The 23,768-nt window shown below is 52.0% G+C and carries 18 protein-coding genes and 1 riboswitch; of the genes, 12 read left to right on the top strand and 6 right to left on the bottom strand.

Going from position 1 to position 23,768, the window contains the following annotated elements:
• The first annotated feature begins 19 nt into the window (after nucleotides 1-19).
• From EJL04_RS13210 to murI, 4 genes are all read left to right on the top strand, one after another.
• Nucleotides 20-532, top strand: coding sequence for an OmpH/Skp family outer membrane protein (locus EJL04_RS13210; protein WP_021853545.1), 513 nt, complete (start codon nucleotides 20-22; stop codon nucleotides 530-532).
• 145 nt (nucleotides 533-677) lie between these two features.
• Nucleotides 678-1,184, top strand: a complete 507-nt coding sequence (locus EJL04_RS13215) for an OmpH/Skp family outer membrane protein (protein ID WP_021853544.1) — start codon at nucleotides 678-680, stop codon at nucleotides 1,182-1,184.
• A 68-nt stretch (nucleotides 1,185-1,252) separates the two neighbouring features.
• Complete coding sequence (locus EJL04_RS13220; RefSeq protein ID WP_021853543.1) at nucleotides 1,253-1,765, top strand: OmpH/Skp family outer membrane protein; 513 nt, start codon at nucleotides 1,253-1,255, stop codon at nucleotides 1,763-1,765.
• A 235-nt stretch (nucleotides 1,766-2,000) separates the two neighbouring features.
• Nucleotides 2,001-2,837, top strand: coding sequence for a glutamate racemase (murI, locus tag EJL04_RS13225; RefSeq protein ID WP_125105234.1), 837 nt, complete (start codon nucleotides 2,001-2,003; stop codon nucleotides 2,835-2,837).
• Nucleotides 2,838-2,862: 25 nt separating this feature from the next.
• Here the strand turns inward: murI and EJL04_RS16745 are convergent, their stop codons facing one another.
• The 4 genes from EJL04_RS16745 to EJL04_RS13240 all read right to left on the bottom strand — a co-directional run bounded on the left by EJL04_RS16745 (nucleotide 2,863) and on the right by EJL04_RS13240 (nucleotide 7,598).
• On the bottom strand, nucleotides 2,863-2,988 hold the full coding sequence (locus tag EJL04_RS16745) for a hypothetical protein (protein WP_277595980.1): 126 nt from the start codon (nucleotides 2,986-2,988) through the stop codon (nucleotides 2,863-2,865).
• Between the two features lie 43 nt (nucleotides 2,989-3,031).
• Complete coding sequence (locus EJL04_RS13230) at nucleotides 3,032-5,347, bottom strand: outer membrane beta-barrel family protein (protein WP_125105235.1); 2,316 nt, start codon at nucleotides 5,345-5,347, stop codon at nucleotides 3,032-3,034.
• Nucleotides 5,344-5,697, bottom strand: coding sequence for a hypothetical protein (locus EJL04_RS13235; protein ID WP_125105236.1), 354 nt, complete (start codon nucleotides 5,695-5,697; stop codon nucleotides 5,344-5,346). The genes EJL04_RS13230 and EJL04_RS13235 overlap by 4 nt, the downstream gene beginning before the upstream one ends.
• Before the next feature lie 233 nt (nucleotides 5,698-5,930).
• A complete protein-coding gene (locus EJL04_RS13240; RefSeq protein WP_125105237.1) occupies nucleotides 5,931-7,598 on the bottom strand; it encodes a helix-turn-helix domain-containing protein in 1,668 nt (555 codons plus the stop codon).
• 565 nt (nucleotides 7,599-8,163) lie between these two features.
• Nucleotides 8,164-8,352: riboswitch (cobalamin riboswitch) on the top strand.
• A 48-nt stretch (nucleotides 8,353-8,400) separates the two neighbouring features.
• Here EJL04_RS13240 and EJL04_RS13245 point away from each other — a divergent pair.
• From EJL04_RS13245 to EJL04_RS13260, 4 genes are read left to right on the top strand one after another with little or no spacing between them, the layout of a single operon-like run.
• Nucleotides 8,401-10,404: a TonB-dependent receptor plug domain-containing protein gene (locus EJL04_RS13245; RefSeq protein ID WP_125105238.1), complete on the top strand. Its 2,004-nt coding sequence runs from the start codon at nucleotides 8,401-8,403 to the stop codon at nucleotides 10,402-10,404.
• A complete protein-coding gene (locus tag EJL04_RS13250; RefSeq protein WP_125105376.1) occupies nucleotides 10,404-11,570 on the top strand; it encodes a YncE family protein in 1,167 nt (388 codons plus the stop codon). Before EJL04_RS13245 ends, EJL04_RS13250 begins: the two co-directional genes overlap by 1 nt.
• A 6-nt stretch (nucleotides 11,571-11,576) precedes the next feature.
• Entirely contained in the window at nucleotides 11,577-12,854 is a 1,278-nt protein-coding gene (locus EJL04_RS13255) for a cell surface protein (RefSeq protein ID WP_241209998.1), read from the top strand.
• 34 nt (nucleotides 12,855-12,888) lie between these two features.
• On the top strand, nucleotides 12,889-15,141 hold the full coding sequence (locus EJL04_RS13260) for a DUF5074 domain-containing protein (protein WP_125105239.1): 2,253 nt from the start codon (nucleotides 12,889-12,891) through the stop codon (nucleotides 15,139-15,141).
• A gap of 32 nt (nucleotides 15,142-15,173) precedes the next feature.
• On the opposite strand, the gene EJL04_RS16435 is transcribed toward EJL04_RS13260, so the two are convergent.
• Nucleotides 15,174-15,338 carry a hypothetical protein gene (locus tag EJL04_RS16435; RefSeq protein WP_164511777.1) on the bottom strand — a complete coding sequence of 55 codons (165 nt, stop codon included), beginning with the start codon at nucleotides 15,336-15,338 and terminating at the stop codon, nucleotides 15,174-15,176.
• Between the two features lie 202 nt (nucleotides 15,339-15,540).
• Between EJL04_RS16435 and EJL04_RS13265 the strand changes: the two genes are divergently transcribed.
• Both EJL04_RS13265 and EJL04_RS13270 read left to right on the top strand, forming a co-directional pair.
• Nucleotides 15,541-16,548: a YqiA/YcfP family alpha/beta fold hydrolase gene (locus EJL04_RS13265; protein WP_125105240.1), complete on the top strand. Its 1,008-nt coding sequence runs from the start codon at nucleotides 15,541-15,543 to the stop codon at nucleotides 16,546-16,548.
• Nucleotides 16,549-16,742: 194 nt separating this feature from the next.
• Complete coding sequence (locus EJL04_RS13270; RefSeq protein WP_241209999.1) at nucleotides 16,743-20,201, top strand: DEAD/DEAH box helicase; 3,459 nt, start codon at nucleotides 16,743-16,745, stop codon at nucleotides 20,199-20,201.
• 540 nt (nucleotides 20,202-20,741) lie between these two features.
• Here the strand turns inward: EJL04_RS13270 and EJL04_RS13275 are convergent.
• Nucleotides 20,742-21,527 carry a 4Fe-4S binding protein gene (locus EJL04_RS13275; protein WP_164511778.1) on the bottom strand — a complete coding sequence of 262 codons (786 nt, stop codon included), beginning with the start codon at nucleotides 21,525-21,527 and terminating at the stop codon, nucleotides 20,742-20,744.
• Between the two features lie 344 nt (nucleotides 21,528-21,871).
• On the opposite strand from EJL04_RS13275, the gene EJL04_RS13280 reads away from it, so the two are divergent.
• Both EJL04_RS13280 and EJL04_RS13285 read left to right on the top strand, forming a co-directional pair.
• Nucleotides 21,872-22,432 carry a sugar O-acetyltransferase gene (locus tag EJL04_RS13280; protein WP_125105242.1) on the top strand — a complete coding sequence of 187 codons (561 nt, stop codon included), beginning with the start codon at nucleotides 21,872-21,874 and terminating at the stop codon, nucleotides 22,430-22,432.
• Between the two features lie 144 nt (nucleotides 22,433-22,576).
• Nucleotides 22,577-23,686, top strand: coding sequence for a carboxymuconolactone decarboxylase family protein (locus EJL04_RS13285; RefSeq protein WP_125105243.1), 1,110 nt, complete (start codon nucleotides 22,577-22,579; stop codon nucleotides 23,684-23,686).
• Nucleotides 23,687-23,768 lie beyond the last annotated feature (82 nt).

The raw sequence follows: 23,768 nt of genomic DNA on the forward strand, positions 1-23,768 counted from the left end.
ATAATAAGGAGAAGAAAGTATGAAGAAGATATTGATGATGTTTGCCATGCTGGCCGTTGCATTTACGGCCAGTGCGCAGAAGTTTGCTCTTGTCGACATGGAATATATCCTGAAGAACATCCCTGCCTATGAGCGTGCCAACGAGCAGCTCACCCAGGTGGCCAAGAAGTGGCAGGCAGAGGTGGACGCCCTCAACACAGAGGCTCAGACCATGTACAAGAACTATCAGAACGAGGTGGTGTTCCTCTCTCAGGAGCAGAAGAAGGAGCGCCAGGAGGCCATAATGAACAAGGAGAAGGAGGCCAGCGAACTTAAGCGCAAGTATTTCGGACCGGAGGGCGAGCTCTTCAAGAAGCGCACCAGTCTGATGACTCCGATTCAGGAGGAAATCTACAACGCGGTGAAGGACATTGCCGACTTGCGCGGATATTCGCTCATACTCGACCGTGCGTCAGACACAAGCATCATTTTCGGCTCGCCGAAGATAGACATAAGCAACGAAGTGCTGTCGAAGTTGGGCTATTCTAACTAATGTCTTGTGTTTGAACAAGATATGGCCGGCGCCTGAAATTAAAATAAAAGCGCATTTCACACTCTTTTATTTTGTAGTTCTCGCTGCTTGCATTATCTTTGCAGACAAATAATAAACATTTAAATATAAAAATTGCAATTAAGAAATGAAAAAACTAGTTTTAATGTTGTTGCTGTGCGCACCTCTGACATTGTTTGCCCAGAACGCTAAGTTCGGACATGTTGACGCACAGGCTATCATGCAGAGCCTTCCCGAATTCATCAAGGCCCGCGGCGAGCTTGAAGCTCAGTCAAAGCAGTATGAGAATGATATGAAGGCCATGCAGGACGAAATTCAGAAAAAGTCTGACGAGTATGACCGTACAAAGAGCACAATGAACGAGACAAAGCGTCAGGAGACAGAGGCTTCACTGCAGCAGCTGTTCCAGAAATATCAGCAGGCTCTGCAGGACAACCAGCAGGCTCTGCAGAAAGCTCAGCAGGAGAAGATGCAGCCTATCATGACCAAGATAATGACTGCCATAAAGAATGTAGGCAAGAACGGCGGATATGTTTACATCATGGACGTATCGGGCGGCATACCTTACATCAGCGACACTCTGAGCAAGGATGTTACGGCAGATGTGAAAGCTGAAATGAATAAACTGAAATAATTAAACACTATAACGAGCGCTGCTTTCCATCAGGGAGGCGGCGCTTTTGACTTTTTAACTATGCCTCTATGAAGAAACTTATTCTTTTTTTGTTGTTGCTCCTGCCGGCTGCCATGGCCGACGCACAGGTTAAGTTTGGTTATTTAAGCTATAGCGAGGCCATCAAGGCCATGCCCGGTTATGCCGACATGCAGAAGAGTCTGGCTGAGCTTAAGCGTCAGTATGCCAACGAGACAAAGCGCTCTGAAGAAGAGTTCAACCAGAAATATGAGGCGTTTCTTGAGGGTCAGAAAGACTTTGCGCCTTCAATTCTGAAGAAAAGACAATATGAGTTGCAGGAGCTTCTCAACAACAGCGTGTCTTTCAAGAAAGAAGCTGCCCGCCTGCTCGAGCAGGCCGAGGCCGACATGTATGCGCCTCTGAAGAAGCGTCTTAACGAAATATTGCGTCAGGTTGGCCGCGAGCGCGGATATGCCTTTATCCTCAACACCGACAACGACGCCGTGCCGTATATCGACACTACGAGCGGTGAGGATATAAGCTCGCTGGTGCGCAACATGTTTACATATTTGGAGAAATAGCAGCATGCCGGCTCAGGCCGTGCATGCCGTACAGTTATTTGTCATGCCGGCATGTCTTTGAGGTTCTGCCTTATGGCCTCAGACGTGCGTGGCTGATGTCTTTTTCAGGCCGGAGCAGTGCGCCTTGTGTGGCAGGTCCGGCCTTATTTCCACGGCTGTATGCCCGTGCTTTATTGACTTAATTTGTCAGCAGCGCATTTGCAGGCAGCCTTCAACGTATAAAATATCAGTGCTTATGCAGCTTTCAGAAAAACCAGGCCCTATAGGAGTGTTCGATTCGGGTTACGGCGGACTTACCATCCTGCATCAGATGCGCAACATCCTGCCACACTATGATTATCTTTATCTTGGCGACAACGCACGTGCGCCTTACGGAGCGCGCTCGTTCGACGTGGTTTACCAGTTTACGCGGCAGGCTGTCATGAAGCTTTTCAGCATGGGCTGTCATCTCGTAATCCTGGCATGCAACACGGCTTCGGCCAAGGCCCTGCGCTCCATTCAGCAGAACGACCTGCCCTCTCTCGACCCTAACCGCCGTGTGCTGGGCATCATCCGTCCCACGGCCGAGTGTATAGGCAGCATCACTCAGAGCCGCCATGTGGGCATCGTTGCCACCGAGGGAACAATAAAGAGCGAGAGCTATGTGCTCGAGATAAACAAGCTATTCCCCGACATCACCGTTACGGGCGAGCCTTGCCCAATGTGGGTTCCACTTGTGGAGAACAACGAGTACGATGGTCCGGGGGCCGACTATTTTGTAAAGAAGCGCATTGAGGACCTCATGATACGCGACCCGCAGATCGACTCAATCATCCTCGGCTGCACTCACTATCCGCTGCTGCTCAACAAGATTCTGAAGTATACGCCGCGCGGTGTCAAGATAGTTCCGCAGGGCGAGTATGTTTCCAACAGCCTAAAAGACTACTTTGTGCGCCATCCCGACATAGAGGCAAAGTGTACAAAGAACGGCTTGTGCCATTATCTCACCACGGAGAACACCGACAAGTTCCGCGAGTCGGCTCAGCTCTTCCTGCATGAGAGGGTTGACGTAGAGAACATCACGCTGGGATAAATCCGCAGGCTTGCCTATTTGCGGCTTACGGTTTTTGTTCAGTTCTTAATAACATACCGTTCAGGGCGGCATGCTGCAATGTTTTTTGCAGCGTGCCGCCCTGAATCTTTCCCGTCTGTTTCGCCGTTGCAGCAATCTGCTCCTGTGCCATCTGCTAGGATTTATTCCAACCACACAAGGTTTTTGCCTTATATTTATAAGCGTTTTTTCTCCGTGTTGCCGGCGCCCGTGCCTCTGTATCGGTCACGTGTTACGTTGAAGTTGTACTGCAGTGTGAACATCAAGCATCGCATGTCGCTGAAATTCTTCTGGTTAAGCGTTACGGCATTGTTGTATAGAGTAAGATTCTGGCGTGAGCCGTTGAATATGTCGCGTGCCTCAAGTGTCATGCTAAGTCTGTTCTTGCAGAAATCCTTGTATAGCTTTGCATTTATGTATGAAGAATGGGCCGCATAGATATTTCTGTCATTTCCCGCAGTTGTAAACTGGCAGTCGATGTTCAGCCAGATGTCCATTGGCAGATGTATCGCATTTTGCCATTGCACAATGCCTATGGGCTTGTTCATGCTTTTGCTGTTGCCGTTGACCACAATGTCAAACCACTGCGTAAACATTCCCACATTTACACGCGGCTGCCATATCCCAAGCCTGAACTGTCCGCCCATAAATGCCTGCACGAAGTGCCTCCTGCTAAAGTTCTCATAAGTAAGGATGGTTTTCTCTCCGTCGTTGCTGTATGGCCTGGTGGTATTTACAATGGGATTGTCAAAATAGGTATAGGCCACCTGTGCAAAATAGTTCCTCCACACCATTCTGTACTCCAGGTTGTGCAGTCTTGTTGGCTGTAGGCGCGGATTGCCCGACTCGTACGTCATTCTGTTAAGATATGAAACATTGGCATTCAGCGCCGAATAGCCCGGCCTTTCCACCCTGTTGCCATATGATAGCGACATCTGCAGGTCGCCCAGTCTTGTGTTGGCATTGAATGAAGGGAAGATGTTGTTATAGGTCCGGCTGAGGTTGTTTTCAGACCGAGAATGCTCAAAATAGTCATAGTTTAGATGTTCATACCTCAGTCCCGCACCGATGCTTATCCGGCCTAACTGCTGCATTATCTCAACAAAGCAGGCCATATTGCTTTCCTTTATCGTTGAATGACTGCTGTTGAGGTTAGCATATTCAGTATTGAAGCGGTTGTCTGTGCTGGATCTTGTATATTCCTCGCCCAATGTCAATACACCTTTCCCTACAGGATAGCTTAATGCCAGTTTCTCGGCAGCCATGCTGGTCTTGCGTTTGCTGTATGTCGTTATGTAGCGGTCTTCCTGCATCAGACTTGTCTCTTCATTAGTGGTCTGCTGCGTTCCTCTGTTCCAGATGTAATCGGCATTGAAGTCGATGCTTAGTTTGTTTATCTGTCCGTTGTAATAAATGTTCGCAGCATGCCTTGGAGTGTTCTCCGATATGTCGTCGGCATCAGTGCTCCAACTGTCGTAAAACGTTCCGTTTTCAGACACATCGCTTTCAAGAAACGACCTTATTTCATTCTTTGCATATTCGTTCTGATAAAAGGCTCCTATGTAATGGCCGCTGCTGATTGTCCATGAAAAGCCCAATTTGCCTGAAAAGCCTTTATAATGCCTGGTGTTGGCCGTGGAGAGCTGTTGGTTCCATTCTGATTTTGTAACAGTAGCCATGTCTGTAAACTTCTTTTCCCTGCTTCTGCCCGTATCGTATGTCAAGGTGGAGAATACTTCAAAACCTCCTGCACGGTATTTAAGGTTCATCATGTTGCCACTTTGAAAGTAATGTCTGAATCCGTCTTCCGACCTGAACGTGCCGCTCCATCCGTCGCCCTGTGGCTTTTTCGTGCGGATGCGTATAACGGCCTTTGCATCTGCCGCATAAGATGAACCTGGATTGCTTATCACCTCCACATTCCGGATATTGCCGGACAATAGTGTTGATAATTCCTGCAAGTCGTTGATCTTACGTCCGTTGATATAAACGGCAGGCGTCCCCTTGCCAAATATTTCCAGATTGCCGTTGGTTTCAACAACCATTGGAATCTGTCTGAGCACATCTTTTGCCGTTCCTGCCTTGGCCAGGATGCTGTTCTCCACATTCGTTACCAGAGCGTTTCCCTTCAGATAAGTTTTAGAGGCGTTGCCTTTTATCACCACATTCTCCAGCATGGTGTTGGCTGAGGCCGTCATCATGATGTCGCCCAGTTCGCCGTCAGGAGTGATGTCGACATATCTTGAGTCGAAACCCACGTATGACAGTCTTAGCCTTAATCCCTGCGCTGCGTCGTATGACAGACAGAAACAGCCGTTGCCGTCGGTAATAACTCCGTCGACAAATGCAGAATCATGAAGAAGTACCACATTTACAAATTCCATAGGCACCCCGTCAGTATTGGTAACACGGCCTTTTATGTCCTTGCCGGATAAAGAGGATAAGGCAAGGCCTGCTGTCACAATCAATGTGAAACGTTTCCTTATGTTCATTGCTTCTCAATCTCCTTCCATTCAATTATTCTGTCTTTATCTCCGTTGCATACCACATGGGCTGTATGTATTTCTTTTACGCCATTTTCTGAAACCACATAGTAAGTTACGTTGCAGGCGAAACGCAGCTCGCCGTTTTCCTTATAGTCTTTACATAAGAATCTGCTGCCGAGTTCTACCTTTTCTCCCTTGGCAAGTGTGGCCTGCACATGGTTTACTACCGCCTCTTCAAAACTTCTGTTGGTCCTGTTGCCGTGTCCGGGCAGATGCAGTTGTCCGGCGGATGCAAGCACAATAAGCATTATGACCAACAGGCTGCCTGCTGTTTTTACAAATCTGCTTTTTCTCATTATAGTTCTTCTCCGTTTTGTTGATATTATGGTTTGTCGTCAGAGGCCGGGCGTCATGATAGTATGCCCCATGCGCCCTTTATGGATTTAGACTTCTGACGATGCAAAGTTACGGCGAAGAAGAACCTTACGACGACTAAACAGGCAAATAAAAAGTCTTAATAAGAAAAGCGTAACCTGCTGAATATCAGTGGTTACGCTTTTTGTAAATCTAAATGTCGCCCTGCCGCGTCTTAATCGGCCTTAATGCCGTTGATGTAGGATACGATGTCCTGTCCTTCGGCAGCCCCGGTCTTCTTCCTGATGGAAGTCTTGCGGACATAAATCGTGGCATCCGACTGCTGTGTTACTACGCCAATCTCTTTTGTTGAGAAGCCGGCACACAACAGGCAGGCAATCTGTATCTCCTTTTCCGTAAGCACATTGCCGTATCGTTCCGTAAGCCTGTTGTGGAAGTTGTCATAAAGACGGTCAATTACAAGATAAAGATCAGGCCACACAAGCAGACTGTCTGTCTGAATCTTGCCCTCACTGATGCCGGCTATGCGTTTCAGAAGAGCCTGGTTATGGTTGGTCGGGGTGCTTGCCACCATGCGTATTATTCCAAGTTGCTGCAAAAGTATTTTCTTGAAGAAGGCGTCGTCTTCACTCTTCTGCTGCTTTTCTTCAGGTGTTTCTTCCGCCGGAGTCTGCGTCTCTTTCAGCATCCTTTTCAGCGTGTCTATGCTGTTTTCGGCTTCTGCCAGCCGGCTTAGTCGGTTCCTGTAATATATCCATCCGCCAGCCACGCCGAGCAGAAGCAACAGCACGGCTGCCGCCAGCATCCATCCCATACGCTGTCTGTCAAGTCTCAGTTCGTGGTTTGCCCACTGCAGGCGCTCCTTCGCTTCCTGCCGTCTTGCCAGGATGCTCTCCTTGGCATGCATGTCGGCAGTTATCGAGTCGCAATACCGGGATAAGCCAACATAAGATACGGGCTTTCCGTCCCCGTAGTCTAACAGGCAACGCTCCAGTTCTATCACCATCCTGCGCGAAATGTCGTCAAAGCCTTTTGCCTCAAGTCTCGCTTCGCTCTCTATGGCCTTTTCGTTGCAGATGCGCGCAGAGTCGGGCATGTGCAGATTGATATAGTTTCCGGCCATGGCCATCTGAATGGCCGACAGGCCTGCCATCTGCGGCATCATTCGGCTTATCTCGCGGTAAACGTTGTTAGATTGGCGATACTTTCCGTTGTTTGCCAGATAGTCGGCATAGTTGCGCAGAAACTCACACGCCATGGCCGTGTCGCCGTTCTCAGTGGCCATCCTTACGCTTTGGCTGTAAAAGTGTTCCGACCGAGGGTCTCCCGCTAACGAAAGGTTCAGCCCTATCTTATAGTTCAATATTGCTTTGTCACGTTCCGTCGGATTAAGTTCCAGCGCCCTTTTCATCACCTCGGCAGCCTTGCTGTATTCCCGCTGAAGCTCAAGCAGCCTTGCCTGTTCGGCCATCAGCTTAACCCGTTTTGTTGAATCCTTAATCTTGCCAATCCCTTTGTTTAGGACGTTTATGGCGTCAGCCTTCTTGCCTTTCCAGTTCAGGTACGATGCCTCCAGAAGATAGCTGTCTGTTTGCTTGTCGGCCTCTTCACGATAGTGCATGATGGCCTCCGGCAGCTGTTCGTCCTCAGCCAGAGACATCCCCAGTATCTGATGGGCCATAGCCCGGTTCCATACCAGGTGCAGCTGCTCTTCCCTGTTCAGTCCGCCGGCATTTTCTATAGAGTCCAGTATGGCCAATGCCTTCTCCGGTGCTGTCTTCAGCATATTGTCGCTTAGCTCCAGCGCCTTTCTTCCGGGTGAACTGCATGACGCAAGCAGCACCGCAACCAGCATCATTATATATATTGCCTTTTTATGCATAAATAGCTTATTTCATGTTTGTTGTCATGCAAAGATAAGGATTTTAAGGCAAATCCAAATCAAAATACTTTGTTGTTTTCGTTCGCTGTTACACACGCCTTTGTCAGTCTTTGTCGCATAGATGTTTCCGGGGGAGTAATGCATCACAGATAAACACTGTTCGGGCAGTCCGTCTAAGGTTTGTGTGCGGGTTGGTTTTGCGGTAATATAGACCGTCTTTTATGCGCTTTTGTAATGTATTGATATTCAATGTGTTGCAAAAGGTGGTCTTTTGGCTCCTGAAAGACCATGTTTTGCAGCCTAAAAGGATACCTTTTACATCGCAAAACGTGGCCTTTTACATTCATGCTGCTTTCGCCATGCCTTTTCTTTTGCGTCAGCAGACCTTTCGTTCTGCTGCTTTTTGCCTTTCTGTCCATGTGTTTTGGTCCATGTTCCGGCAGTAGTTCTTGTGCCTTGTGTCGATGTTCCTTGCCGTCATGTCTGTCAACTCGCTGTTTACCTGCCGATATGTTAAATTTAAAACATTTATGTAAAAACATGGTGCCGTTAACATAAAAACACTTAACCGTTGCCCACGCAACGGTTCGCCGTATGGCGATTAAAAGGGAACCGGGTGAGAATCCCGGACAGACCCGCTGCTGTAATCCGCCCTTATATCGGGGTGCGAACAATGAAGCCACTGACATTTTTTCGGGAAGGCGTTCGCATCCGGGCGGTAAGTCAGAAGACCTGCCTTGCTGTTTTAATAACCTTCCGCAGCCTCGTGGATTAGGCTTCAGGAGAGCATTCTTAATTTTTTATGAAACAAAGATTAGCCATTATGTTCTTGTGCATGGCTGTCTTTACGGGCTATGCGCAAAAGCATGTGAGCCGTCTCGACAGTGTGCAGAGACTTAACGAAGTGGTAGTGCTGGGCAACAGCCAGCGCAGTGTCATTCCGTCGCAGCAGCTTAAGGGCGAAGAACTGCAGCGGCTCAACAGCCTGAGTGTGGCCGACGCGCTAAGGTTCTTTGCCGGCGTGCAGCTGAAAGACTACGGCGGAGTGGGCGGCATCAAGACCGTCAACATACGAAGCATGGGCACCAACCACGTGGGAGTGTTCTACGACGGCATACAGCTGTCTAACGCGCAGAACGGACAGGTGGACCTCGGCATGTTCTCGCTCGACAACATGCAGGCAATATCGCTCTACAACGGCCAGAAGAGTCAGATATTCCAGTCGGCAAAAGACTTCAACTCGGCCGGCTCCATATACATGTGGACGCGCCGCCCCGTGTTTGCTGACAGCACCAACTATCATCTCAAGACTACGCTGAAGACAGGTTCGTTCGACCTTGTCAATCCCGCCCTGCTCATAGAGCTGCGCCTTTCCGACAAGGTGTCGGCGTCGTTCAGCGGCGAGTGGCTCAGCAGCAGCGGCAAGTATAAGTTCCGTTACCGCCGCAAGGCCGTCATGACCGACGAGATAATGTACGACACCACCGCCGTCAGACAGAACGGCGACGTGCGCGCCACGCGCATGGAGGGCGCGCTCTTCGGCACCATCAACGGCGGCGAGTGGATGCTCAAGGCATACAACTACACCTCGGAGCGTGGCGTGCCGGGGGCCATTGTCAACAATGTTTGGCGCCGCGGCGAGCGCATCTGGGACAACAACTCGTTTGTGCAAGGCTCAATACAGAAAGATTTCGGCAGCCGTTATCACACCCGTCTCATGGCCAAGTATGCCTATTATCTCACCAAATATGTCAACAAGGACACCACCGTGATGATGATCGACAACGTTTACCGGCAGAAGGAGCTGTATCTATCTTCGTCACACCTATATAACATCACCAACTTCTGGGACGTTTCGGCTGCCTACGACGTGCAGTGGAACACGATGGATGCCGATATGTACGGCTTCGTTTATCCCACACGCTGGCACCATTTTCTCTCGGCAGCCACCGCCATTACCCTCGGCCGCGTCAAGATGCAGGGCAGCCTTGTGCTCAACTACGTTCACGACCGCACCCGTCTGGCCAAGTCGGCAGGCGACAAGACCGTGCTTACTCCCGCCTTCTTCCTGTCGTGGGCGCCCTTCGGCAGCTCCGATTTCACGCTCCGCGCCTTTGCCAAGCGCAGTTTCCGCATGCCGACGTTCAACGACCTTTACTATGCCGACATGGGCAACTCGCAGCTGCGGCCCGAATACACCACCCAATACAACATCGGTTTTGCCTACGACAGTCGCCGCAGCCGCGGCTTTCTGACCGAATGGAGCCTTCATGCCGATGCTTACCGCAACTTCGTCCGCGACAAGATTGTGGCGTATCCCAAGGGCGCGCAGTTCCGTTGGACCATGCTCAATTTGGGCCGTGTGCGTATCACCGGCGTCGACCTGACCGGCTCAATCACGCTCAATCCGCTGCGCGACCTTTACATCACCGGCAAACTTCAGTACACCTATCAGGAAGCAATCGACGTAACCAGTCCGGCCGACACCTACTATCGCGACCAGATACCCTACATTCCATGGCACAGCGGCTCGGCAATCGTTCAGGCAACATGGCGCTCATGGAGCCTTAACTACAGCTTTATCTACACCGGCGAACGCTATAATCAGCAGGAAAACATCGTTTATAACCACACGCAGCCGTGGTACACGAGCGACATCTCCATTGCGCGCAGCTTCCACTGGAGCCGCTATTCGGCCAAGGTTCAGCTCGAAGTGAACAATCTCTTCAGCCAGGACTACGACGTGATACTCAACTATCCCATGCCCAAGCGCAACTATCGTCTTACCCTAAGTTTTGAATTATGATGCACAACATACATTTTCTGTATATCCTCCTGCTGTCGGCTGTCCTGCTGTCGTCATGCCGCGAAGATGAGGTCGTGGTGCCTACGGAGTACGACATACTGCCCGTAACCGTGCCCGAAGGCAGCGATGTCGTAGGCATGTACCTGCTCAACGAGGGCAACATGGGCAGCAACAAGTGCACGCTCGACTATCTCGACTTCGTGCAGGGCTACTATGTGCGCAACCTCTACGCCGAGCGCAATCCCCATGTCATAAAGGAACTTGGCGACGTCGGCAACGACATACGTGTCTACGGCTCAAAACTCTACGTCGTGGTCAACTGCTCCAACAAGATGGAAGTGCTCGACGCACGCACCGGGGTGCGCATATCTCAGGTGGACATACCCAACTGCCGCTACGTAAACTTCTACCGCGGCCACGCCTACGTCAGCTCCTATGTCGGCCCGGTTCAGCTCAACAACCCTAACGCCGTTAAGGGTGCGGTCTACAAGGTGGACACGCTCACGCTCAAGGTGGTGGACAAATGCACCGTTGGTTATCAGCCCGAAGAACTCGAAGTGCTCGGCGAATACCTCTATGTGGCCAACTCCGGCGGCTACATGGCGCCCAACTACGACAACACCGTGTCGGTGATAGAGTTTGAAGGGTTCAGGCAGATGCAGAAGATACCCGTCGGAATCAACCTCCACCGCATCAGGGCCGACCGCCACGGACGGCTTTGGGTTACGTCGCGAGGCGACTATGAGACCATAAGCTCTAATCTCTACGTGCTCCAGAAGAAGAGCGGACGCAACGAGATGGAAGTAACCGACACGCTCAACATTCCCTGCTCGAACTTCTGCATCAGCGGCGACTCGCTCTATTACTACAGCACCGAGTGGAACAACTACACCCAGCAGAACACCATAACCTACGGAATAATAAACACGGAGACGATGAAGCGCGTGAGCGACTCGTTCATAACCGACGGCACTCAGGCCGACATCACCATTCCGTATGGCATCAGCATACATCCCGACACGGGCGACATATACATCACCGACGCCAAAAACTACGTGTCGAGCGGCGTGCTTCACTGCTATTCGAAAGACGGAAAACACAAGTGGAGCGTGCGCACGGGCGACATTCCTGCCCACATGTGCTTCATAAAAGGTTCTTCAAAATAATTCATTATGAACAGAATAAAACATCATATAGTGCGCCTTTCGGTCATGTCTGCCGTTGTTGTGGCGGCTGTGTTGCCGTGTTCGTGCGAACGCGACGCCGAGAATGTCAGTTCGGGTCTTGACGACTATTACTACATCGAGCGCATGAAGAAGCTCAGACTTGCCCCTGCCTACACCGGCGACTCTTACCGCTGGACCGTCAGGACGGCATCGGGCGCCGACTCGCTCCTTTCCACCGACCGCGAGTATATCTTCCTCGCGCAGCACGAAGGCGAGTATGTGATTACCTTCGAACTTGACGACGGCGGGCGCGGATATAAGCAGACATTTCCCGTTACGGTGCTTCACGAGGAAGTGGAGTATAGTCCCTATACGGCAAGCGTGTATGAATATTGCCCCGCTCCGGGCCAGTTTGTCAACACGATGCCCATATATGAGCCAGGCGACGACACTGAAACAATGAGGCAGAAAGCCGAGGACGACCTCGTGAACGACGTGATGATAACCCTCGGAGCCTATGGAGGCTACGTTACGTTTGCCTTCGACCACACCGTGGTGAACGTGCCGGGCGAGAAAGACTTCTACATAAAAGGCAATTCGTTCTACTCCGACATACCCGGATATGCCGAGCAACGGGGCGGCAACTGCGAGCCGGGCATAGTGATGGTGGCGTTCGACCGCAACATGAACGGACGCCCTGACGACGACGAATGGTATGAGCTTGCCGGCAGCGAATATAACAACAGCGCCACGATAAAGAACTACGGCATAACCTACAGCCGTCCGGTGGAGCACGATCCTGTTCCCGACGCGTCGGGAACGCTCACCGACACGCTCTACATACCATGGAAAGACAACCGCGGAAACAGCGGACATATATATAAGAACATGTACCATACGCAGAGCTATTATCCTGAATGGATAGATGCCGACGAGCTTACGTTCAGCGGAACGCGCCTGCCTGACAACGGCAAGGACGTGAGCGGATGGGGCTCTTACTATGTTCTCTACTCATATCCGTGGGGCTATGCCGACAACCATCCTAACGACTCCATCGGCCTTAACAGCTTCGACATAGGCTGGGCTGTGGACAGTCAGGGGAACAAAGTCAGTCTGCCGGGCGCCGACTTCATACGCGTCTACACCGGCGTAAACCAGTATTGCGGATGGGTGGGCGAGACCTCTACCGAGATTTCGCGTGCGCAAGACCTGCACGTGCAGGCCGACATGCAGCCCAATGCGGCTCCCCTGACCATAAGACGAGCAAAACAGACAAATAAATAACAAACATGTTTAATTTTTAAAAGTTAAGTTCTTTATGAAGAAAAAGATTTACTTATTGTTGTTTGCACTGCTGTCGGGCGTGTTTGCCATTGCCCAGACAATAAAGGTGCAGGGCGTTCCGCGCAACATCAAGAACGGAACCGTAATGATGTCGGCCACCGACAACACGTGCGATGTCGACTTCTCTAAGATTACGCGCTGGATAGGCGAGGGCGACAAGCAGGCCGCGCTCGTCATCAAATGGAACGACAGCCGCGAGGAACGCCTCTATGTGTGGGGCTACCGCTGGACCGACGAGGCCGACGGAACGGGTGCAGCAATGCTCTGCAACATAGCAAAGAACGACCCTAACTTTATCGTTCTCGTTTATGGCAACACTCCTTACGGCACCACCATTGGCGGTGTGGGCTACGACCTTGACGGCGACGGATTCAGCATAACAAAGAACGGCGAGGCCGTGGAGCCTGATGAGGACGGACTGCTGCATACCACCAGCTACGACTTTGACAGCTATGTGTCGGCCGACGAGGACGACCTCTGGTTCTCAGGCTGGTATGACGGCTATCTGTCTTACTGGGTGTGCGACACTCCGGGCGAAGCGTTCGGCTACTCTAACGTGGGCGCAACGGGCCGCAAACTCGTCGACGGATGCGTTGACGGATGGTCGGCCGTGAGAGACATGAGCGACATGAACATGGGCAACATGATTGGCGAGCTGTATTATCTGCCTGCGCTGACGTCAGAGCCCGTGCTGGTTGACTACACCAAAGGCACATTCATCGTGAACGAAGACTGGTATGGCCACCAGAACTCTACCGTAAACTTCCTCACCGACGAGGGCGAATGGGTTTACCGTGTGGTGCAGAAGGAGAATCCCGGCGTTGAGCTTGGAGCCACCGTGCAGTATGGAGCAATCTACGGTGACAAGTTCTTCATCATAGCCAAGCAGCCCAAAGATCCGGGCGCAAGCATCATGGGCGGACGCATAACCATCTGCGACGCCAAGACAATGAAGGTGCTGAAGCAGATAGAAAACATTGCCGTTGACGATAATGGCTCAAGCATTGCCGACGGCCGCGGCTTCCTCGGAGTGGACGAGCACAAGGCATACGTAGGCACAAGCAACGGTATCTACGTTCTCGACCTCGACAAGCTGGAGATTACGGGCAGCGTAGGCGGAGCCGGAACAGACAGCGACGACCCGTATCAGCAGCTCTACGGCGGACAGATTGGCAACATGGTGCGCGTGAACGACCGCGTGTTTGCCGTTCATCAGAAGAACGGACTGCTCGTAATCAATCCCGCAACCGATGAGGTAGAGCAGACCGTTGAGGCTCCCGAAGGATGGGGCTTCGGCTCTGTGGTACTGTCGAAAGACGGCAACCTGTGGCTCAGTCTGGCAGCATCGTCAGGTTCAGGTCAGGCCGACACACGTATAGTAAAGCTCAACCCTGCAACGCTCGAGCAGACCATCATAGAGTGCCCCGAAGGCATCTTCGGTCCGGCAAACTCATGGTATGCATGGACACCCGACTGCTTCTGCGCAAGCAAGCAGAACAACGTGCTCTACTGGAACGGTGGAAACAGCAGCTGGTTCAGCGGCAAGACTGTCTATAAATACGACATCGACAGCAACACCTTCAGCACGTTCATCGACTATAACGACGACCCCGACGGCTGGCAGATCTACGGATGCTCGTTCCGCATAGACCCTGTTACCGACGAAGCCATAGTAAGCCTCTACAAAGGCTACGGCGACCCGACCTACGTTGTGCGCAAATATGACAACGAAGGCAAGCAGATAGCTGAGTATTCAATGATAAGCAACTACTGGTTCCCGTCGCTTCCGGTATTCCCCGACAACGAGGCTCCTGTCGTTGCCGACATCGACCCCGTAAGCCTTACAACCGAGGACGGCACCACCGTTTCGCTGAAAGAAGTGGCTACCGACGCCGACAATATGGATGCTGCCATCGTGAAGACTGTCAAGGAGGTGAGCGACGAAGAAGTGCTGAAGGCTGAAATGGCCGACGGCGACCTCGTGATAACTCCGCTCAAGGCAGGCAAGGCAGACATAACCATCCAGATCAACTCTAACGGCAAACTGGCTGAGACCGTTGTAAGCGTAGAAGTAACTGAGGCTACAGACATCGATGCCGTTGAAGGCGTCAAGGCTGAGGAAACTGGCCGCTACACGCTCGACGGCAAGATGCTCAACGCTCCGCAGCGCGGCATCAACATAATCCGCATGAGCGACGGCACAATCAAGAAGGTTATCGTGCGCTAAATCATGCAGCAGCATGCGCCCCTCGTGGCGCATCACACATCAACGGCACGCCCGGCATCGTATGTCAGGCGTGCCTTTTCTTTTTGTCGGTAAGTCATGATGAAGATGCGTAAATAATGGTCAAAACGCATTTTCAACCCCGTTTTCGCCTGTCTTTTATCCGCCTTTGTAACCGCTTGATATTCAATGCGTTGCAAAAAGCCATGTTTTAGCCTCTAAAAGACCACCTTTTGCAGCCTGAAAGGTTACCTTTCGCAATGCAAAAGACGGCATTTCGCATTTCGTCTGCCGGCGTTCCGATTTTTTAAACCTTTATCCCCGCCGCGCCTTTCTCCGTGAGAAATATTTTCATTAACTTTGCATCCCGTCAGAGTAACATCCTTATAGCTTGCAAAAACAATGGAAAATAATTATGCTATACAGTTCCCCGAGATAATGAAGGGGAAGAAAATCCTTTATGTTCATGGTTTCAGTTCATCGGGACAGTCGGGCACTGTCGTCAAGATTCGCGAGATGCTGCCCGGCGCCACCGTAGTGGCTCCCGACCTGCCACTGCATCCTGCCGAGGCCATGGACCTGCTTCACCATACTTGCGAGACTGAAAATCCCGACCTGATTATCGGTACGTCGATGGGCGGAATGTATGCCGAGATGCTCTACGGATACGACCGCATATTGGTAAATCCTGCCTTTCAGATGGGCGACACCATGCTGAAGCATGGCATGCTGGGCAAGAACACCTTTCTTAATCCCCGTCAGAACGGCGTTCAGGAGTTTATCGTAACCAAGTCTCTCGTGGAGGAATATAAGGAGATTACCGCCAAATGCTTTGCCGGCGTAACCGAGGAGGAGAGCCGCGACAGGGTGTTTGGATTATTCGGCGACGAAGACCCCGTGGTGCATACGCGCGACCTGTTCTCGCAGCACTACCGCAACGCCATCAGCTTTCACGGCGAGCATCGCATGAACGACAAGATATTGCTCCACTCTGTGCTGCCCGTAGTGCAGTGGATAGACGACAGACAGGAGCATCGTGAGCGCCCAATAATATACGTCAGCATAGACACGCTGCGCGACGCACGCGGCAATCAGATGTCGAGTGCTATGAAGGCGTTCCGCTATCTCTTTGAGCATTACGCCATGTATATCGTTGCTCCGTCGCCTGCCTACAACCCTGAATACATTGCCGAAGTGATGCGCTGGACTGAAGACGTGGTAAACGTTCCGGCATGGCAGCACCTTGTGTTCACCAACCGCAAGGACCTTATCTACGGCGACTACCTCATCGACCCGTCAGAAGAGTATGGCGCAGCCGACTTTATGGGCACGCTAATCAAGTTTGGAAGCGACACCTTCAAGACTTGGGAAGAGATAATAGAATTTTTCAGCAGGCTGGGAGGACAATGATAATTCATAATTCACAATTCATAATTCATAATTGGGCAAATCAGAACTTCGTTTCATAATTTGTACGAGAATATCACTTTATATCGTATGTTATATATAATAACACCCGCCCAATTATGAATTATAAATTGTGAAACACAAGTTCGGCATTAGCTAATTATGAATTATAAACGTGAATTATAAAATCGTGAATTGTGAATTATAAAGACGTTAATAGTGAACTCTTTTCTCGCGTTTTAGAACTTACGCGCCTTTATGATACTGCCGATGCTAAGAGCGTCAACAAGATGGCGCACGAGACGCTGGTGCTGACTTGCCATGAGGGACTGCGCGACACGGGACAGGCCTTCGGTAACCTCTTTTCGCAGGTCGACTATCTGTGCAAGAGGCACAACGTCAAGCTGCCCGACTGGATTGCAGTTCAGGCCATGCGCCGCCATACCAACAGCAGTGAGCCGCTCTCGCGCGAAGATTTCTTCTACGACATGCGCGCCCTCAGCCGCTTCATCTCTGCCGTTACGGGCACCGACGTGCCGGGCGAGCTGCTCCGTGTGCTGCCTGCCGAGCGCAAGCCTTACACCAAGGCCGAAGGCACCGACGTAAGATACGTGAGATGTATCGTAAGAGGGTTCGACGACAAATATATCTATGTGTCGGCCGAAGACGTGCTCGGCGGAGCCATGCTTGCTGCCGACTATACGGCAGACGACCTCACTTATCTCTCCGAACTGCTGCGCGAGGGCATGCAGCTCAACCTGCTCGACTGCAAGCTTGAAGGCTCATGCACATACAGCGGCAGCGAGGGCGACGTGAAATGCGACATCATCGTGCCTTCGCTCGTTATCGTAGAGCCCGACTATCTTATCGACATCAGCTCAATAGCCGCATGCTTTAAGGAGTACGGCCATCATCCGCTGATATACACCATCGACCGAATGAAGCCGCGCGCCAACAGTCAGGCAATACTCCTCGGTAATCTTGCCGGCAGCGTGCTCGACGATATTATCAACAGTCGCGGCACCTACAGTATGGCGTCTACGCTGAAGTCGAGTTTCAGCGAGAAGGCTCTCGAATATTCAACCTGCACCGACTTCAATCCTGCCGTGTTCAAGGCAAATGCCGCCGTGCAGGCATCAAACATCAACGCCGCCGTAACGGGCATGTTCGGCGAATACGACCGCAGTCGCGTTGTGCTCGAGCCGTCGTTCGTCTGCGAGCGTCTTGGCCTTCAGGGCCGTGTCGACCTCATGACCACCGACTTCCGTCTGCTTGTTGAGCAGAAGTCGGGGCGCAACCTCAACATAGAGCGCGCCGCACAGTCGGGCGGCAAGGGCCTGCAGCTTGAGCCTCATTATGTTCAGCTGTTGCTTTATTACGGCGTGCTGAGATACAACTTCAATCTTGGTTTCAACAAGACAGACATCCGTCTGCTCTATTCTAAATATCCCCCGGCACAGGGCTTCCTTGCCGTAGCCTTTTATCGCAAGCTCTTCGCTGAGGCCATCAGTCTGCGCAACAAGATTGTCGCTGCCGACTTCGACATAGCCCTCGACGGCTTCGACAGCGTGCTGCCCGAACTTACGCCCGCCACGCTCAACACCACAAAAACCGCTTCGTCGTTCTTTCAGCGCTACCTTCTGCCGCAGATAGAGACAGTAACGGGACCGTTGGCAGCCATGCCGCCGTTAGAGCGCGAGTATTTCTGCCGCATGATGACGTTCGTATATCGTGAGCAACTCTTAGGCAAGGTAGGCTCGCAGGAAGGCGTAACAAGCTGTTCGGCAGACCTCTGGAACATGCCGCTGGCAGAAAAGCTGGAGACCGGCAACATATACACCGGCCTGACAATAAAGGCAAAGGAGTGTGCCGAAGGCAGTTCCGTGCCCGACCGCATAACGCTCTCCGTGCCCGGACAGGGCGAAGGCTTCTTGCCAAACTTCCGCCGCGGCGACATGATTTATCTCTATCAGTATCGTGCCGACAGCGTTCCCGATGTGCGCAACGCCATACTTTACAAGGGAAACATCGACGAGCTGCATACCGACGAGATAACAGTGGTGCTGACAGACGGACAGCAGAACCCCGACGTTCTGCAGGTTCAGCATCCCGAGGATATGCCCGACGACATGCATAAGTCAATGGTATATGCCGTAGAGCATGCCGGAACAGACGCTTCGGGCAGCAGCGGAGCGCGCGCATTGCTTGAGTTTGTAACCGCTCCCGACGACCGACGCAGTCTGCTTCTCGGTCAGCGTGCCCCTCGCAGAAACGATAGCGTAAGGCTCACAAAGAGCTATAACCCAAGCTACGACGACATACTGCTGGGCGCAATGCAGGCATCCGACTATTATCTGCTCGTCGGTCCGCCCGGCACGGGCAAGACATCAATGGCTCTGAGGTTTATGGTTGAAGAGGAACTTACGCGCCCCGGTGCGTCGGTTTTGCTCATGGCATACACCAACAGGGCCGTGGACGAGATATGCGCAATGCTCGAAGACGCCTCGCTCGACTATCTGAGGCTGGGCAGCGAATACAGCTGCGACCGCCGTTTCAAGCATCGTCTTATTGGCGAGGCTGTGCGCAACTGTCCCCGTCTGTCCGACATCCGCAAGCGCATATCCTCGGTGCGCATCATCACCGCCACAACGTCAATGCTCATGTCGCGGCCTTTCGTGTTCAGCCTGAAGCACTTCTCGTTGGCCATTGTCGACGAGGCGTCGCAGATACTCGAGCCTGGACTTATCGGTCTGCTTGCCGCCCACGACCACGAAGGCGGCGTGCGCACGCGCTGCAGCATCGACCGCTTTATCCTTGTAGGCGACCATAAGCAACTGCCGGCTGTGGTGCTGCAGAGCGAAACCGAGTCGGATGTGAGCAGCGAGGCGCTGCGTGCCATCGGACTCGACAACTGCCGCAACTCGCTCTTTGAGCGTCTGCTGCGCACAGAGCGCGCCGCCGGCCGTACAGAGTTTACAGGTGTGCTGCGCCGTCATGGCCGTATGCACCCCGACGTGGCAGAGTTCCCCTGCCGTGAGTTCTACGCCAGCGAGCATCTAGAGCCTGTTCCGCTGAAGCATCAGAAGGAAACGTCGCTCAATTATGCCGACACAGGTCATACCGACAAGCTCGACACGCTGCTGCGCACTCACCGCATGATCTTCATTCCGTCGCAGCCGTGCCGCCGTCCCGATGTGTCCGACAAGGTGAACACAAGCGAGGCAACCATAGTGGCCGACCTTCTGAGCCGTCTTTACTCCATGCTCGGCAGCAGTTTCAGCGCAGCCAAGAGCGTGGGCGTAATAGTGCCTTACCGCAACCAGATAGCCGTGATACGCAAGGAGATTGAGAAAACCGGGATAAAGGAGCTTGAAGACATATCCATAGACACCGTAGAGCGCTATCAGGGCAGCCAGCGCGACGTGATAATCTATTCGTTCACGGTGCAGAACAGGTGGCAGCTTGAGTTTCTTGCAGCCAACTGCTTCATGGACGACGCACGCATCATAGACCGCAAACTGAACGTGGCCATGACCCGTGCGCGCCGCCAGATGATAATGACCGGCAACGTTGAGACGCTCAGCCATAACACTGTCTTCCGTGAGATGATAAGCTATGTGGAGTCGAAAGGTGGCCTGTTCAGATATTACGAATAGCCTTTCATGACGGCGTTTGCGGTTGTTCAGTCGTTGTTGAGTAACAATATGCCTCTTGGCATCTGCCGTCGTGAATGGAGAATAAATACAAAAAAGTTTTTCTCAGAAACTCATCACTCGTCACATTGCAGCATAACTTTCAGTTAGTCAGATTGTTGCAGTGTGATGAGTTGCCGTCCGCACTCATCACGCCGGCAGCGTAAAGCCCTTGATGTGATGAGTCGGCAAGTCAAAACGTCACGCCTTAAGGCGTTGAATATTAGAGCGTTACAGGCAGATGTGACGAGTGATGAGTTTCTGAGAAAAACTTTTTAGTTTAATAAACATCGGCCTTTTGCAGCGCAAAAGCTATCCTTTTATGCTGCAAAAGGCCGTGTTTTATGGTGCAAAAGCATACCTTTTACAATGCCGTTTGGGGTGTTTTGTAATACAGAAATATGACTTCTGCGTGATGCTTACGGCCATTGGGCATTGCGGATATGCAGTAACGGTGTTGCCGTTAAATGCCATTCGGCATAATCTTCGTTACGTTTTAATATCTTAGAAGAACGTTTCGGGCTCGCGTCTTGCCGAGAAAGCCGCTGTAAATTTAGCCGCAGCTTCGGCATAAGCGGGCAGATATATGGCGCGCGAGCCGTGAGGACAAACCACCACGCAGCGTCCGCATGCAATACATTTGGATGTGTCTGTGCTGCAAGGGTCGCTTTCGCTTATCGCGCCGGCAGGGCAGAGTCTTGCGCAGGTCATGCATTTAGTACATGTATTCTTGTCGCCCGTGGGGCACATCGGCACTTTGTGAGCCTCCCTGTACGGGCGGTTGCCTTTCACTTCAGGGTCGCCCAAGGCGTCAGTTCCGGCAGCATCGGCGAGCAGTTGGGCACATCTCTTGCCGAACGCGGCAGCCTTTTCAAGGTCGGAAGCATCGGGACGGCCCTCAGCAACCTTCGGGAATATGCAGTGGCGGCCTATGAACGCGCCGGCAGCAAACGTGCGGAAGCCGTTGCCGTTGAGCGTGTCTTTTATCTCGAGCAGCGCGTCGTCGTAGTCGCGGTTGCCGTAGACGCACACCGCAACGGCAGGAGTGTTGTTGCCGTGAACCATCTTCAGCGCCTCGGCGGCAGCCTCGGGTATGCGTCCCACGTAGACAGGAGCGCCAACAATGAGCATACTGTTGTCGCCGCTGAGCGTTATTTCGCTCTCGGGCAGGGCGTTGGTCACGTCGTGTTCAATGATGTTTCCGCCGATGGCCTTGGCTATTTCCCTAACTATTGTGCGTGTGGTGTAGGTTGCACTGAAGTACACCACGTGAATGTCCGTTATGTTCATAATTTGTTTTTTGTATAAAATGAAGCCGATAAAATGTTTCTCTATGCAAATGTAAGAATAAAAAACGCACGGCGCAAGCATACGCCCCGTGATTTTTATGTGTTGAGGCTGCGTGCCGCGCGGTGTGCCTGTAGCCGTGAGGCATGAGCAGACGTCGCTGCGGCGTGTGCCGGAATATAAAAAAGTAAAAGATATAACATTATCCATGATATGGGTATGCAGGTTAATGCCGATAATAGTTATCTTTGCAGCGTGCAGTAAAACGGCCGCTCTGCGGTGCCGGAGCGGTCATGGTGAAGGCACAAATGAAACGACAGTTAACGAAAAAAGGACAATATATCATTATGACATTGAATGACTTTTTGGCTTATGTGGCCACAGGCAAACCGCTGAACACACCCGAGATATGCAGTTTTATGGACGATATGAGCAACGAGGCGCGCCGCGTTACGTTCAGGCTCAACGCCGAGTTTCACACTCAGGAGGAAGTAAGGTCACTGCTCTCAGAGATTATGGGATATAGCGTTCCCGACACGCTGAGAGTGTTTCCGCCGTTCTATACCGATTTCGGCAAGAACATACACATAGGCGAAAACGTATTTATCAATGCCTGCTGCCACTTTCAGGATCATGGAGGCGTAACCCTTGGCGACGGCTGTCAGATAGGCCACAACGTGGTGTTTGCCACGCTCAACCACGGACTTGAGCCCGAAAACCGCCGCTTCACTTATCCTGCTCCGATAGTCTTGGGGCGCAACGTGTGGGTAGGTTCTAATGCGACGATACTTCAGGGCGTTACGATAGGCGACAATTCGGTGGTTGCTGCCGGAGCCGTGGTAACCAGGGATGTGCCTGCCGACACAATAGTTGGCGGCGTTCCGGCGCGCGTGATAAAGCATATCTGACGCTGTCAGGCTATAAACGGCATTCAGAGCGGCTTTGGGTCTTGTAATGAAATATGTGTAAAAAGGGTAAAATAATCAGTAAATGTGGTATCGTGGCGACGGAGGATATGTGCTAACTTTGCACCGTAACCAAAATATGATAGCATGAAACTGATTAATGTAACAATGATTGCGGCGGCTATGTTGATGGCCGTATGCAGTCAGATAAAAGCTGAAGAGAATATGAAAAACGTACTAAACGAAAAGCAGCAGTGTATGGCTGCCATTGCATGCCTTGAGGCAAAGGGCGACATCGACGGTCTGACTGCCGCCATCAACGCCGGATTTGACGCCGGACTTACCGTGAGCGAGATTAAGGAAGCCCTGTCGCAGTTGTATGCCTACACGGGATTTCCGCGCAGTCTTAACGCCCTTGGCACACTGCAGAGCGTTGTCAATAGCCGCCGTCAGCAGGGCAAGGCGTGCGAGGAGGGCAAGGATGCCGACCCGATGGCAGAAGGATACGACTCACTGAAACAGGGAACGGAGGTGCAGACCAAGTTGAGCGGCAAGCCGTTTAACTATGATTTCGCCCCAGCCACCGACTATTATCTTAAGGCTCACCTGTTTGGTGACATCTTTGCGCGCAACAATCTCACCCACGCCGAGCGCGAGTTGGTTACCGTAAGCGCGCTGTCAGGCTTGCAGGGCGTTGAGCCGCAGTTGCAGTCGCACGTCAGCGGAGCGCGCAACATGGGGCTGAAGGACGACGAGATACGCTCAATACCGGCCACGCTTGCTGCCCGTGTGGGCGAGGTTGAGGCATGGCGCGCTGCCAAGGCCATTGCGGCAGTGTTCGGAGAGCCGTTTGATGAGGGCAAGCCCGTGGAGCAGATGATGTTCCCAAAAGGCGACTTCAATTCGGCTTATGCCAAATATTTCATCGGCAACAGCTATCTTGCACCGCTCAGTCAGGGCAAGGTTCCAGTGTCTAACGTAACCTTTGAGCCCCGTTGCCGCAACAATTGGCACATCCATCACAAAGGAATACAGGTGCTGATATGCGTCGGCGGCACAGGCTGGTATCAGGAGTGGGGCAAGGATGCCCGAATGTTGAAGCCCGGAGATGTGGTTGAAATACCCGAAGGCGTTAAGCATTGGCACGGCGCAACCAAAGACAGCTGGTTTCAGCACGTAACGTTCACCGTTGCCGAAGAAGGCGCGTCGAACGAATGGCTCGAGCCGGTTACGGATGAAGAATATGACAAACTGTAACTTTCAACATGTCTTTATAACTATAACACCCCGCAGACAATAGCCTGCGGGGTGTTATGTTTTGTTGCTTATGACATTATGT

The sequence above is a fragment of the Prevotella marseillensis genome (assembly GCF_900625065.1).
GTDB lineage: Bacteria > Bacteroidota > Bacteroidia > Bacteroidales > Bacteroidaceae > Prevotella > Prevotella rara.